A 12725-nucleotide genomic window follows, 5' to 3' on the forward strand; every position below is an offset into this window, starting at 1 on the left:
TCCCTTGTCTTCGGCCGATGTCCTCAGCGGAAGGCGGTGATCCGGCCGCTGTCGTCGAGCACGTAGAGCGTCTGGTTGGCCACGATCGGCGCGAGCGAGACCGGCGCCTTGACGTCGGCGAATTTGGTCACGCTGCCGTCGGCGACCGAAGCGGTCTCGATCTCGCCGCGCGAATTCGCCATCCACAGGCGATTGCCGGCAAGCACCGGGCCGGTCCAGAACACCGGATCGACCTTCTTCTTTTCCTTACGATAGTGCCGCAGCTGCGTCAGCCAGCGGACCTTGCCGCTGGCCTTGGCGATGCACAGCAGCTTGGCCTCGTCGGTCAGCGTGAAGATCCACTCGCCGGCGACTGCCGGGGTGGAGATGCCGGCGAGGTTCAGTTCCCAGATGCGCTGCCCCGTGACGAGCTCGTAGGCCGCCATGCGCCCTCCCTGGCCGAGCGCATAGACCCTGCCGGCCTCGACGATCGGATCGGCGTCGATGTCGGTGAGGGTCGAGACCGAGGTCGCGATCGACGTGCGCGCGAGCGCATCGGACCACAGCTCGCGCCCGTTCTCGTAGCGGTAGGCGACGAGTTCGCCCGAGCTGTAGCCGGCAACGATGGTGCCCTGTCCCGCTGCGGGCGCGGCCACGCCGAACACGCCGGACTGCGTGGCCGAACCTGCCTCGTGCCACAGCTGGGCGCCGTCGTCGGTATTGAGCGCGACGATCTGGTTGTCCTGGGTCATCACCGTGACGGCGCCGAAGGCGACCGTGGGCGAACCGCGCAGCGGTCCCGCCGGCTTGACGCGCCACTTGATCGCGCCGTCGGCGGCATCGAGCCGCGCCACTTCGCCGAGACCCGTCGTGACGTAGACCGCGCCGTCGTCATAGGCCGCGCCGCCGCCGAACACCGAGGCGTTGTTGCTGTCCATGCGCACCGCCGTCTTCCACTGCTCGCGGCCCGTGGCGGCATCGAAAGCGTGGACCGCGCCCTGCGTGTCCATCACGAAGAGCTTGCCGCCGCCCACCACGGGCGAAGCGGCGAGGCGTTCCTTCTTGGTCGAACCCGGAACCTGCGCGACCCAGGCCTTGCGCGGCGCATCGCCGATGGCGAGGTGCCCGGTCGCCTTGGCCGCGCTGCCGGCGGCCTGCGCCCAGTCGGCATTGGCCTCGGCGGGCGGCAGGACAACTTCGAGCGTGGCGATCGAATCGTCGACCTTGGTGCCCGCCTCGATGCGCGACAGCACCGGCACGCGCTGTCCGACGGTGGGCGTCGCCTTGACCTTGCCCTTGCCGGCGCAGCCACCCAGGCCGATCGCGAGCGCGGCGACGCCAAGCAGCGCGACGCGCGAAATGCGGTTGCGATTCATCGATAACATCCTTGTCATTCGGCCGTCGCCGGAGCGACCTTCACGATCGCGTCCTGCGGATCGTCCACCGCATCGACGCCCAGCTGTCCGGCCAGCTGGCGGACGCGGCGGCGCAGCGATTCCGGCACGGTCTTGTCCTTGGCGATCGTCGCGAACAGCGCGCCGGCCTGGGCGTTGTCGCCCTTCTTCATGTAGGCGACGCCGACCAGCTCGGCGGCGTTGCCGAACCACGGGTTGCCGGGAACGGCAAGCGGCTTGAGCCGGTCGATCACCTGCTGCGGGCTCATCCGTTCGAAATTGAGCGACACCTCGCGCACGATCGCAAGGTCGCGGAACGGCTGGGGCGCCTTGGTGTCGGCGGCGACTTCGGCGAAGATCTTCGCGGCCTCGTCGGTCTTGCCCTGCTGCGCCGCGATGGCGCCCTGCATCGCTCGCGCGGCGGCCTGGTAACCGGGTCCGGAATCCTTCACCACCGGCGCCAGCGCGTCGCTGCCGGCCTTGAGATTGCCGCCTTCGACCTGGTCGAGCGCCTTGGTGAAGGCCTCGCCCTGTTCGCCGGCGATGGTCTTCTGGTGGTTGTCGTACCACAGGTATCCGGCCAGCCCGAGCAGACCGGCAACGACCACTGCGCCGACCGGCCGACCCCACTTGCGCAAGGCGGCAATGGTCTGGTCTTCGCGCAGCGCATCGTCGACTTCGCGCAGGAAGACGTCCTGTTGCGCGGCCTGACGCGCGGCGAGCTGGTCGGAACGGGATGGCGGAGTCGTCGGTCTCAGGGCCAAGGCGCTGCTTTCGGTGGTTCGGCGAACGGCATGGGCAAAACGCCCGGTGCGCGCGGTGTTTAGCGGATGAAGCCGCCATTTCAACTTCAATGATCGCTTCGCCGTCCGTGGCGATTCCCAGGTGAACCGCCGGTGAAGCGCGCCGCGGTCAGGGAAAGTGCGTCATGCCGAGCGCGCGGGCATAGACCGCGCCATAGCGCTCGACCATCCGCGCGGCGTCGAACTCGCCTTGCGCGCGCTTGCGGTTCGCCGTGCCGAGGCGGTGGCGCAGCTCCTCGTCGGCGGCCAGCGTGGCGAGCGCCGCGGCAAAGGCCGCCTCGTCGCCCTCGCGGGTGATGAAGGGGCGGTTCGATGCGTCGACAATTTCGGCGACGTCGCCGACCGCCGGGCTCGCCACCGCCAGCCCGGCCGCCATCGCTTCGACCACCGACAGCGGGAACTGTTCGCTGTCGGACGAGAGCGCGAAAAGGTCGAACAGGCCGATCACCTGCGCCGGATCGGCGACATGGCCCGGCAGGTGGACGCGGTGACCGATGTCGAGCGCCATCGCCTCGGCCAGGATCGCCTCCCGCTCGGGGCCTTCGCCCAGGATCACCAATTGCCATTCGGGCGGCAGCGAGGCCATCGCGCGCACCATGCGCCGCAGGTTCTTGACCGGGCGGAGGCCGGCGAGAGTGCCAACCCAGCGCTCGCCCGGCCGCTTGATCACCCGCGGCAGGACATCGGGACGCGGCGTCGCGCCATAGGCGCGGGTGTCGATGCCATTGGCGATGCGGCGGACCTTGGCGGGCCCCTGGCGCCACGCGCCGCGCGCGATCTGCTCCAGCCGCCGCGACGGCACGACCAATGCCGACGCCCGGGTCAGCGCGATCCGGCGATACCAGTTGCGGCTCGGCTTCAGTCCCGCGGCTTCGTCGGCATTGAAGCCGTCCTCGTGGTGGACGAGCGGAGCCAGGCCATAGTGCGGGGCGAACACGGCATGCGCCATGACCGCATCCATCGCGCCCCAGTTGTAGCTGAGCAGGAGGTCGTAGCCGCGCATCGCTTGCGCGATCGCCTGCAGGCGACGGACCGAAGGGCGACCCGCGAGCGGCGGAAAATCGTGCAGCACCTCCAGCGCGATCCGTGGCGCCACGAACTGCGCCGCGCCGAGCGCCGCCGGCTCGGCCGAGACCACCGCGTGCTCCAGCGCCGGCCCGAAGCGGTTGACGAGATCGACGCTGCGGCGTTCCTTGCCGCCCGGGCCGAAAGTCGAATGGAGATGCAGCAGGCGCAAGCGGCCCTCGCGCGGCGCGGTCATCCGAGCGAGGCGAGCAGCCGTTCGATCGCGGCCACCACTTCCGGCTCGTCGAGAGTCGGCGCGTGGCCAACCCGCGGCACGGTCACCAGCTCGAGCCGCGGATTGCGCGCCGCCATCGAGTGCGCCGTCGCGGCCGACAGGATGTCGGAATTCGCGCCGCGCAGCAAGAGCAGCGGCCGCCCCGCCAGCGCGTCGAAGGCCGGCCACAAATCGGGTGCAGGGCCGTCGCTCGCGACATCGAGCGGCTCGGCGATCTTCATGTCGTAATCGAAGGCGATCCGCCCGCCGCTGCCCAGCGCCATCGTGCGCTTGGCCATGCGCAGCCAGTCGGTGATGGTGAAGTCGGGATAGATGTCGCCCTGCGCCTCCTCGAGCGCACGGGCCGCGTGCATCCACGTCTCGAAGCTGCGCCCCTGCCCCACGTAGTCGCGGATCCGCTCGAGTCCCTCGGCTTCGACCACCGGGCCGATGTCGTTGAGCACCGCCGCCGCCACCCGGTCGGGCCGCACGAGCGCCAGCAGCATGGTCAGCAATCCGCCAAGCGAGGTGCCGATCGCGATGAAGCGCTCGATTACCTCGGCTTCGAGCAGGGCCTCGATATCCTCGACGTACTGCCCCGGATGATATGTCATCGGGTCCTTGGCATAGTCGCTGTCGCCGCGCCCGCGCAGGTCGATGCACAGCACGCGTCGCCCCTGGCCTGCAAGGTGGCCAGCCAGCGCCTCGAAGTCGCGCGCATTGCGGGTCAGCCCGTGCAGGCACAGCACCGGCGGGCGCTCGGCATCGCCGGGATAGTCGCGGAAGTGGAGACGCAGGCCATCGCGGCTGGACCAGCTGCGCACCTCGTAGTCGGCCGTGCTCGCCAAGGACGCTCTTCCTGTTGCCGGCGGGCATTCGCCCCCCAAAACCGTTCCGCTCGTGCCGCACATGCTTGCGCGGCCGACATGCGGCGGCCACTAATGCCGCGATGATCCCTCCCCCGCAAGACGCAGCAGCCTATCGCCCCTCGCCCCGGATCCGCGCGCTCGCCGAATGGCTGGGCGATCCGGTGATGCCGGCAGACTTTCCCGAAACGGTGCTGCGCCTGCGCAACGATCGCGCAGCGGCGCAGGTCGGCCTCGCTGGCCTGTCCGATGCGGAATGGCTGGAGCACTTCGGCCGCTTCGCCCCGCTGGCGGACAACCTGCCGCAGCCGCTCGCGCTGCGCTACCACGGCCACCAGTTCCGCGTGTACAATCCCGAGCTCGGCGACGGGCGCGGGTTCCTGTTTGCGCAGATGCTCGACGGCGCGGGCCGGCTGATGGACCTCGGCACCAAGGGCTCGGGCCAGACGCCGTGGAGCCGGCGCGGCGACGGCCGGCTGACCCTGAAGGGCGCGGTGCGCGAGGCGCTGGCGACCGAGATGCTCGAGGCTCTGGGCGTCGACACCAGCCGCACCTTCTCGATCGTCGAGACGGGGGAGGCGCTGTGGCGCGGCGACGAACCCTCGCCGACCCGCTCGGCGGTGCTGGTGCGCCTGTCGCACGGGCACATCCGCTTCGGCACCTTCCAGCGCCTCGCTGCACTCGAAGCCGCCGAAGAGATGGCGCAGCTCGTGCAATACTGCCTCGCCAACTTCCCCGGTGCGCCCGGCCCCGAAGGCGCGAGCCCGGCGGCGCGGCTGCTCCATCAGGTCGTCGAGCGCATGGCCGACCTCGCCGCAAGCTACATGGTGGCAGGCTTCGTCCACGGCGTCCTCAACACCGACAACATGAACGTGTCCGGCGAAAGCTTCGACTACGGCCCGTGGCGATTCCTGCCGCGCTGGGACGCAGGCTTCACCGCGGCCTATTTCGACGAAGGCGGGCTCTACGCCTTCGGCCGCCAGCCCGAGGCGATCCACTGGAACTGCGGCCAGCTCGCGGTCGCGCTGCGACTGCTCGAGGATTCGCCTCCGCTGATCGAGGCGCTGCAGCGCTTTCCCGACCTCTATCGCGAGAGCATGGCGCGGCGCTGGTGCTGGCGCCTCGGCGTCGCGCCGCAAGGCGGCGACGCCGACAACGCACTCGTCGCGGCCTGCGAGCAGGTCATGGTCGCCGACAAGGTCGCTCCGGACGCGCTGTTCTTCGGCTGGCGTGGGGGGCGGCGCGCGGCGGGGATGAAGAGCGAAGCCGCCGACGCGCTGGCGGCGCTGCTCGAACGCCATGCGCCGCTGCCGTCGGATCATCCGTATTGGAGTGACCCTGCCCCGCAATCGATGCTGATCGACGAAGTCGAGGCGATCTGGGCGCCCATTGCCGAACACGACGACTGGACCGCCTTCGCAGCCAAGATCGCCGCGGTGCGGCGCATGGGCGAAGCGCACGGGCTCGCCCCGAAAGCGGCCGGCCCCCATTGATACGGTAAAACACCTAATACAGCGGGGAGAATTTGCCTTCTTTATTTGGTTACCAATTCCGTTCTATTCGCAGAATTGACCGTGCCGGCGAATGGCCGGCGTGGTGAAGGACACCGTGGAACAGTCGCCCGTCATTCCCGACGAAATCGTTTCGATCGAGCCGGCCACCGGCGCCGAATTCTGGCGCGGAAAGGTGGGCGATGTCGACGAGATCGTCGCGCGGGCACGACGCGCCTGGCCGGCCTGGGCGGCGCAGCCGCTTTCGACGCGGATCGAACTGGTCCGCCGCTTCGCCAACGAAGTGCGCAAGGAGGCCGACAAGCTCGCCACCGCCATTGCGCGCGAGACCGGCAAGCCGATGTGGGAGGCGCGTGCCGAAGTCGAAAGCGTGATCAACAAGGTCGAGGTCTCGGTCCGCGCCTATGCCGAGCGCACAGCGCAGCGCCGGCTCGACAGCGCGCTGCAGGGCACCGCCGCGATTCGGCACAAGCCGCACGGAGTGATGGCGGTGATCGGCCCCTACAATTTTCCCGCGCACCTGCCCAACGGCCACATCGTTCCGGCGCTGATCGCGGGCAACGTGGTGGTGCTCAAGCCTTCCGAGAAGGCGCCGGCGACGGGCGAGCTGCTCGCGCAGTGCTTCCATCGCGCGGGCATTTCGGCGGCCGTGGTGCAGGTGCTGATCGGCGGCCCGGCGCAGGGGCAGGCGCTTGCCCAGCACGACGACGTCGACGGCGTGCTGTTCACCGGCTCCGCCCATGTCGGCATCGCCATCAATCGTCGGCTCGCGGGCAATCCGGGCAAGGTCGTGGCGCTCGAGATGGGCGGCAACAACCCGATCGTGGTGTGGGATACCCCCAAGATCGCCGATGCCGCAGCGCTTGTCGCCCAGTCGGCCTTCACGACAGCGGGCCAGCGCTGCACCGCGGCGCGGCGCCTGATCGTCAAGGGCACGATGTACGATGCCATCGTCGGCGAAGTGAAGCGCCTCGCCGACCGCATGATCGTCGGCGCGCCGTTCGACGATCCGCCGCCGTTCATGGGGCCGGTGATCGACAACCGCACCGCCGACGGCCTGACCGAAAGCTTCGTCTACCTGCTTTCGAGCGGCGGGCGGCCGATCAAGCACATGGTGCGCCTGCACGAGAGCCTGCCGTTCCTCAGCCCGGCGATCATCGACGTGACCGCAATGGCGGAAAAGCCCGACGTCGAATTGTTCGGGCCGCTGCTGCAGGTCATCCGCGTCGACGATTTCGACGCCGCGATCGCCGAGGCCAACAATACCCGCTTCGGCCTCTCCGCATCGCTGGTGGGCGGAACTCCCGCAGACTACAGCCGCTTCTGGGCCAATGTCCGCGCCGGCGTGGTCAACTGGAACCGGCCGACCAACGGCGCCTCGTCGGCAGCGCCGTTCGGTGGCACCGGGCTTTCCGGCAACAACCGGCCGAGCGCGTACTACGCGGCCGACTACTGCGCCTATCCCGTCGCTTCGACCGAGATGGAGCAACCGCGCGCCGGCATCGGCGTCGGCCTGCGCAACGACTGACGGTCAGCGCGCGGGTCCTTGCTCGGCATCCGCCGGCGGGCGCGCGGGATCGATCGGACCCGCCGGGACCACCGCGGCATTGCGCATGTTCTTCTGGGTCAGGTCCGGGTCGACCAGCAGCTGTCCCTCGAGCGCCTCGGTCATCAGCGGGTCCTCGACCTGCTTGCGCGTCTGCGGCGCCTCGTCGGCACAGCCGCCGACCAGCAACGCCAGCGCCAGCGCGACCCGCGAGTATACCATCGTGCGACCCGATCCCATGGGGGGGCCCTAGCATGGGGCCGGTTAAGAACGCAAAAAGGGCGCCCCGGCAGTCCGGCGCGCCCTTCCTGTGCCTTTGCCCCGGTGCGACCCGAAGGGCTGGCAAGCGGTCAGCGGCAGCGCGATCCGCCGCGGTCGACCTCGCGCCCCAGCAGGGCGCCGCCGGCGGCGCCGAGGATCGCGCCCAGCGTGCGGTCGCCGCGGTAGCCAGCGATCTCGCGGCCGAGCAGCGCGCCCGCCGCACCGCCGATCAGCAGCCCGGTGGTGCCGTCGTTGCGGCGGCAATAAGTGCGCCCGTCACGGCCGCGCCAGCTCGGACCGCGATAAGAGTCGCGGCGGTCGTAGTTGCTGTAGTAGCGGCGACCATAGTCGCCACCGCGATATCGGTCGTAGCGGTCGTAGTCGCCATAGCGGCCGTCGTGGTTGAAGCTTTGCTCGAGCTGCACGGCGCGGACTTCGGGCGTGCCGAAGTCGGCGGCCATGGCAGGGGCGGCCACCGTGCCGAGCGTCCCGGCAGCAGCCAGCGCCATTGCGGTCCTGGTCATGAAATTCATCGTCGGTCTCCTGTTCTGGCGGCGCTTCGACCATGTTCGGAGCAGCGTCGTTGGTTCATGTTTACGCAAACCAACCTGAACGGAATGCAACGCGGCTGTCAGATTCGCGGAAAGCGACGAAGCGTTTCGGACGGGGCGCGAGACGTTCGCTGCAAGGTGCCCAATGAACGCTTGGCGCGGGCTCGTCGCTCTGCGACAGAGCGGTCCCATGTCGTCTACCAAGCTTATCGGGCCCGGCCTCGGCGCGGCGCTGCTCGCCTATTTCATCTGGGGCTTCCTGCCGCTGTACTTCCACGCGCTGGCGCACGTCCCGCCGCTCGAGTTGGTGGCCTTCCGCATCTGCCTGACGCTGCCGTTCTGCCTTGCGGTCGTCGCCTGGCGCGGGATGGGCGGGGAACTCGTCGCCGCCTTGCGCAATCGCGCCGTGCTGTTGCGGCTCTGCGCCAGCGCGGCGCTGATCGCGACGAACTGGCTGATCTTCGTGATCGCGGTCGCCCAGGGACACGTCCTCGCCTCGAGCCTGGGCTATTACATCAATCCGCTGCTCAACGTGCTGATCGGCACGATCTTCCTGGGCGAAAGGCTCAACCGCACGCAGTGGAGCGCGGTCGCGATCGCGGGGGCCGGAATCGCGCTGCTGCTGTGGGGCGCGCTCGACATGCTGGGCGTCGCCATGGCGCTCGCGGTCAGCTTCGCGCTCTATGGCCTGATCCGCAAGCTGACGCCGGTCGCATCGGTGCCGGGCCTGACCATCGAAACGATGGTGCTCTCGCTTCCCGCCGCTGCGATCGTCGCCTGGTACGCGCTGCAGCCGGCTGGATCGAGCATGGCGCAGGGCGCCGGCACGGCCGGGCTGGTCGCGCTCAGCGGGGTGGTCACCGGCGTGCCGCTGCTGCTGTTCGCGGCGGCCGCGCGGCAGCTCGACCTCTCGGTCCTCGGCTTCGTCCAGTTCCTTGCCCCGACGATCAGCTTCCTGCTCGGCACGATCGCCTTCGGCGAGCCGCTCGACACGGTGCGGCTCGCTTGCTTCGTGCTGATCTGGACCGCGATCGGCGTGTTCAGCGCCGACATGCTCCGACGCCGGCGCGGCGCGCAGCGCTCACGGAGCGAAGCGCCAGCCTAGCGTTTCGCCCGCGTGGAACGGCACGATCGTGGTGCCGTTGGCATCGACCGTCTCGGGCACCGGCGTGCCGGTGCGCTCGAGCGTGACCGTGCCCTCGTTGAGCGGCAAGCCGTAGAACGCCGGGCCGTTGAGAGAGGCGAAGGCCTCGAACCTGTCGAGCGCGCCTTCCTCGTCGAACACCGCGACATAGCTTTCGAGCGCATAGGGCGCATTGAAGATGCCGGCGCAGCCGCAGGCCGCCTCTTTCAGGTGCTTGGCATGCGGCGCGGTGTCGGTGCCGAGGAAGAACTTGGGGCTGCCCGAAGTCGCCGCCTTGCGCAGCGCGAGGCGGTGCTTCTCGCGCTTGGCGACGGGCAGGCAGTAGGCGTGCGGGCGGATGCCGCCGACCAGCATCGCGTTGCGGTTGATGTGGAGGTGCTGCGGCGTGATCGTCGCGCCGATCCGGTCGGAGGCATCGGCCACGAACTGCGCGGCTTCCTCGGTGGTGATATGCTCGAACACCACTTTCAGCCCCGGCAGCGCAGTGACCAGCGGGGTCAGCGTGCGCTCGATGAACACTGCCTCGCGATCGAAGATGTCGACGTGCGAATCGGTCACCTCGCCATGGATCAGCAGCGGCATGCCGATTTTCTCCATGCGTTCGAGCACGGCCATGATGTTGGCGATCGCGGTCACGCCATGCGCCGAGCCGGTGGTGGCATGGGCAGGATAGAGCTTCGCCGCGACGAACACGCCGTCGGCAAAGCCGCGCTCGACCTCGTCGGGATCGGTCGCATCGGTCAGGTAGAGCGTCATCAACGGGGTGAAGTCGCTGCCCTCGGGCCGCGCCGCCAGAATGCGGTCGCGATAGGCCGCAACGCCGGCAACGTCGGTCATCGGCGGCGACAGATTGGGCATGACGATGGCGCGCGCGAACTGGCGCGCGGTGTAGGGCAGCACGCCTTTGAGCACCTCGCCATCGCGCAGGTGAACGTGCCAGTCGTCGGGGCGGCGGATCGTCAGAGTCTGGGTCATGGAACCGCGCTTTGCCACAGCGGCAGAACGGTGCAACCTGCCCTGCCGACGAAAAGCGCTTCGCTCGCCCTTGAACGTGCGCTCGCCCCGACCAAATGGAGCCCATGTCCAAGCCCCGCCTGTTCGACCGCGCGCTCGTCCGCCTCGCCCCCGAAGAGCCCGGCGAGGACGTCGCCGCCTTCCTCCAAGGACTGGTGACCAACGACGTCAAGGGACCGCTGCCGGTCTGGGCGGCGCTGCTCTCGCCGCAGGGCAAGGTGCTGTTCGATTTCCTCGTCTGGCCCGACGGCGCCGACGCGCTGCTGCTCGATTGCGAGGCTGCGGCCGCCGACGCCCTCGCCAAACGGCTCTCGCTCTACCGGCTGCGGCGCAGGATCCGCATCGAACGCGCAGACGGCCTCGGGGTCTTCTGGGAAGGCCATCCGGGCCACGGCGGGGCCGAGGACCCCCGCCTGCGCGCGCTCGGCCAGCGCTGGATCGCGACCGTGGAGTACGGCGACGAACCGGTCGACGCCGCCTGGCGCGAACACCGGCTCAAGCTCGGCGTTGCCGAAGGCCAGGCCGAACTGGGCAGCGACCAGACGCTCTGGCTCGAATGCAATGCCGTGGACCTTCACGGCGTCAGCTTCACCAAGGGCTGCTACGTCGGCCAAGAGAACACCGCGCGGATGAACTGGCGGCAGAAGGTCAACCGCCGGCTCGTCGTGGTGCCGCTCGACCGGTCGGACGAGCAGCGCCGGCGCGTCGCCTATCCCGAGCTGGGGCTGGCGGTCGACCACTTGCGGGTCGAAGACATCGCCGCCGACCTCGTCCCGCACTGGATGGAGCTTACTCCAGAGGCGTGACCGGCGCCGCCTGGAGCCCCTCGACCAGCATCGCCTCGGCCCGCTCGCGCGCGGCATCGCGCGGCAGGTCGAGCGCCTGCGCCAGCGGCCCGCCCATCAGCGCATCGCCCAGCGCCATCAGCACCAGCGCCAGCGTGTTGCCCCGCTGCCGATGCGAACCGTATTCGTCGAGATCGACGACGAGATCGTGGATCGTGTCGACGATCGGATCGAGCGCATCCTCGTTGCCCGACAGCAGCATCCACGAGGCGAGCGCGCCCGCGCCTTCCTTGTCGAAGGCGTCGAAGGTCAGGTCCACGACATCCCGCGGGCAGCCGACGCCCGAACGCTGGGCGATCACCGCATCGCGGATCGTCGCGCAGATCGTTTCGGCGAGGTGCCCGGCAAGCGCCTTCTGCAATCCCGATGCCGAGCCGAAGTGATGCAGCAGGTTGGCATGGGTCCGGCCGATCCGCCCCGCGACCGCCTTCAGCGTCACCGCCTGCGGCCCCGCCTCGATCAGCAGCGCGCGGGCTGCCTCGAGCGCGGCGATGCGGCTTTCCTCGGGACTCAGGCGTTTCCTTATTGACATCAGTGTCAGTTACTCTATTTCTGGCGCTACTGACATACCTGTCAATTGAGCGTGGGTAGAACGATGACCGCAGACTTGCAAGCTCTTGACGTAGCCTCCGGCGATGCCGCGGGCAAGCCGGCCCTCCATGGCAAGGGCACGCCTGCCGATCTCGAACTGGTGGTGCGCGACCGCCGCTTCGGCCGGGAGCGCAAGCTGCCGCGCTGGTGGCTCAACAACGACCCCGTCGCCTCGGCCTGGTACAATGCCCTGTCGCTGACCTTCCCGCGCGGCGAGGCGTTCTTCATCGAATCGGTCAAGGCGTTCCGTGACGGCGTGCCGCCGCGCCTCGAGGCCGAGATCCGCGACTTCGTCCGCCAGGAGATCAACCACACCCGCGAGCACGTGGCCTTCAACCGCGCCGCCACCGAAGCGGGCTACGATCTCTCGGCGATGGAGCGCCGCCTCGGCGAAAGCCTCGACGAGGCGAAGAGCCGCCCGGCGATAGCAAACCTCGCCACAACCATGGCGCTCGAACACTTCACCGCGATCCTCGCGCTGGAGCTGCTGCGCACCCCAGCCCACCTCGCGGGCGGCGAGGAGGAGACCGCCAACCTGTGGCGCTGGCACGCGATCGAGGAGATCGAGCACAAGGGCGTCGCCTACGACACCTGGCTCCACGCGACGCGCGACTGGAGCCGGTGGAAGCGCTGGAAGATCAAGTCGCTGCTGATGCTCGCGGTCACGCGCGAGTTCTTCGTCCACCGCATCGCCGACACGCTCGAGCTGCTGCGCCAGGACGGGCTGACCGGCTGGAAGATCAAGGCGAAGCTTGCCGCCTACCTGCTGGTCCGGCCCGGCCTTGTCAGCCGCATCCTGCCCTTGTGGCTAAGCTACTTCCTGCCCGGCTTCCACCCGTGGAACCACGACGACCGCGCCCTGATCGGCAAGGCCGAGCGCGAATTCCCGGCAACCGCCGCGCTCGCCTGAGCGCAGCGGCAAGGCATGCGGGCCGCGCGCT

The 12725-nt window shown here is 69.3% G+C and carries 13 protein-coding genes; 5 read left to right on the forward strand and 8 right to left on the reverse strand.

Going from position 1 to position 12725, the window contains the following annotated elements:
- Positions 1-23 precede the first annotated feature (23 nt).
- The 4 genes from K3A85_RS01690 to K3A85_RS01705 all read right to left on the reverse strand — a co-directional run bounded on the left by K3A85_RS01690 (position 24) and on the right by K3A85_RS01705 (position 4303).
- Positions 24-1364, reverse strand: coding sequence for an outer membrane protein assembly factor BamB family protein (locus K3A85_RS01690; protein WP_225204762.1), 1341 nt, complete (start codon positions 1362-1364; stop codon positions 24-26).
- A 5-nt stretch (positions 1365-1369) separates the two neighbouring features.
- Complete coding sequence (locus K3A85_RS01695) at positions 1370-2137, reverse strand: tetratricopeptide repeat protein (RefSeq protein ID WP_225204763.1); 768 nt, start codon at positions 2135-2137, stop codon at positions 1370-1372.
- Between the two features lie 148 nt (positions 2138-2285).
- Positions 2286-3437: a glycosyltransferase family 4 protein gene (locus tag K3A85_RS01700; RefSeq protein WP_225204764.1), complete on the reverse strand. Its 1152-nt coding sequence runs from the start codon at positions 3435-3437 to the stop codon at positions 2286-2288.
- Positions 3434-4303, reverse strand: a complete 870-nt coding sequence (locus tag K3A85_RS01705; protein ID WP_225204765.1) for an alpha/beta fold hydrolase — start codon at positions 4301-4303, stop codon at positions 3434-3436. The genes K3A85_RS01700 and K3A85_RS01705 overlap by 4 nt, the downstream gene beginning before the upstream one ends.
- Positions 4304-4404: 101 nt before the next feature.
- Between K3A85_RS01705 and K3A85_RS01710 the strand changes: the two genes are divergently transcribed.
- The gene (locus tag K3A85_RS01710; protein ID WP_225204766.1) at positions 4405-5814 is read left to right on the forward strand and encodes a protein adenylyltransferase SelO family protein; all 1410 of its coding nucleotides are present in this window, start codon (positions 4405-4407) and stop codon (positions 5812-5814) included.
- A gap of 91 nt (positions 5815-5905) precedes the next feature.
- Positions 5906-7360 carry a succinylglutamate-semialdehyde dehydrogenase gene (astD, locus tag K3A85_RS01715; RefSeq protein ID WP_225204767.1) on the forward strand — a complete coding sequence of 485 codons (1455 nt, stop codon included), beginning with the start codon at positions 5906-5908 and terminating at the stop codon, positions 7358-7360.
- A 3-nt stretch (positions 7361-7363) separates the two neighbouring features.
- On the opposite strand, the gene K3A85_RS01720 is transcribed toward astD, so the two are convergent.
- Together K3A85_RS01720 and K3A85_RS01725 are read right to left on the reverse strand one after the other, a co-directional pair.
- Positions 7364-7600 carry a hypothetical protein gene (locus K3A85_RS01720; protein ID WP_225204768.1) on the reverse strand — a complete coding sequence of 79 codons (237 nt, stop codon included), beginning with the start codon at positions 7598-7600 and terminating at the stop codon, positions 7364-7366.
- A 128-nt stretch (positions 7601-7728) separates the two neighbouring features.
- Entirely contained in the window at positions 7729-8163 is a 435-nt protein-coding gene (locus K3A85_RS01725) for a glycine zipper 2TM domain-containing protein (RefSeq protein WP_225204769.1), read from the reverse strand.
- 217 nt (positions 8164-8380) lie between these two features.
- Between K3A85_RS01725 and rarD the strand changes: the two genes are divergently transcribed.
- Positions 8381-9295, forward strand: coding sequence for an EamA family transporter RarD (rarD, locus tag K3A85_RS01730; RefSeq protein ID WP_225204770.1), 915 nt, complete (start codon positions 8381-8383; stop codon positions 9293-9295).
- Here rarD and pyrC read toward each other — a convergent pair.
- The gene (pyrC, locus tag K3A85_RS01735) at positions 9272-10309 is read right to left on the reverse strand and encodes a dihydroorotase (RefSeq protein WP_225204771.1); all 1038 of its coding nucleotides are present in this window, start codon (positions 10307-10309) and stop codon (positions 9272-9274) included. The two genes, rarD and pyrC, sit on opposite strands and share 24 nt — an antisense overlap.
- 104 nt (positions 10310-10413) lie before the next feature.
- Here pyrC and ygfZ point away from each other — a divergent pair, with 104 nt between their 5' ends.
- Complete coding sequence (gene ygfZ / locus K3A85_RS01740) at positions 10414-11154, forward strand: CAF17-like 4Fe-4S cluster assembly/insertion protein YgfZ (protein WP_225204772.1); 741 nt, start codon at positions 10414-10416, stop codon at positions 11152-11154.
- Here the strand turns inward: ygfZ and K3A85_RS01745 are convergent.
- Positions 11138-11725: a TetR/AcrR family transcriptional regulator gene (locus K3A85_RS01745; RefSeq protein WP_225204773.1), complete on the reverse strand. Its 588-nt coding sequence runs from the start codon at positions 11723-11725 to the stop codon at positions 11138-11140. The two genes, ygfZ and K3A85_RS01745, sit on opposite strands and share 17 nt — an antisense overlap.
- A 63-nt stretch (positions 11726-11788) precedes the next feature.
- Here K3A85_RS01745 and K3A85_RS01750 point away from each other — a divergent pair, with 63 nt between their 5' ends.
- Positions 11789-12694: a metal-dependent hydrolase gene (locus K3A85_RS01750; protein WP_225204774.1), complete on the forward strand. Its 906-nt coding sequence runs from the start codon at positions 11789-11791 to the stop codon at positions 12692-12694.
- Positions 12695-12725 lie beyond the last annotated feature (31 nt).

This window comes from Novosphingobium huizhouense (assembly GCF_020179475.1).
In the GTDB taxonomy this organism is placed as follows: Bacteria; Pseudomonadota; Alphaproteobacteria; order Sphingomonadales; family Sphingomonadaceae; genus Novosphingobium; species Novosphingobium huizhouense.

Coding starts and splice junctions, on each gene's coding strand:
- ygfZ (WP_225204772.1), top strand. CDS start 10,414: ATGTCCAAGCCCCGCCTGTTCGACCGCGCGCTCGTCCGCCTCGCCCCC.
- astD (WP_225204767.1), top strand. CDS start 5,906: ATGGCCGGCGTGGTGAAGGACACCGTGGAACAGTCGCCCGTCATTCCC.
- pyrC (WP_225204771.1), bottom strand. CDS start 10,309: ATGACCCAGACTCTGACGATCCGCCGCCCCGACGACTGGCACGTTCAC.
- K3A85_RS01725 (WP_225204769.1), bottom strand. CDS start 8,163: ATGACCAGGACCGCAATGGCGCTGGCTGCTGCCGGGACGCTCGGCACG.
- rarD (WP_225204770.1), top strand. CDS start 8,381: ATGTCGTCTACCAAGCTTATCGGGCCCGGCCTCGGCGCGGCGCTGCTC.
- K3A85_RS01745 (WP_225204773.1), bottom strand. CDS start 11,725: ATGTCAATAAGGAAACGCCTGAGTCCCGAGGAAAGCCGCATCGCCGCG.
- K3A85_RS01700 (WP_225204764.1), bottom strand. CDS start 3,437: ATGACCGCGCCGCGCGAGGGCCGCTTGCGCCTGCTGCATCTCCATTCG.
- K3A85_RS01690 (WP_225204762.1), bottom strand. CDS start 1,364: ATGTTATCGATGAATCGCAACCGCATTTCGCGCGTCGCGCTGCTTGGC.
- K3A85_RS01720 (WP_225204768.1), bottom strand. CDS start 7,600: ATGGTATACTCGCGGGTCGCGCTGGCGCTGGCGTTGCTGGTCGGCGGC.
- K3A85_RS01750 (WP_225204774.1), top strand. CDS start 11,789: ATGACCGCAGACTTGCAAGCTCTTGACGTAGCCTCCGGCGATGCCGCG.
- K3A85_RS01710 (WP_225204766.1), top strand. CDS start 4,405: ATGATCCCTCCCCCGCAAGACGCAGCAGCCTATCGCCCCTCGCCCCGG.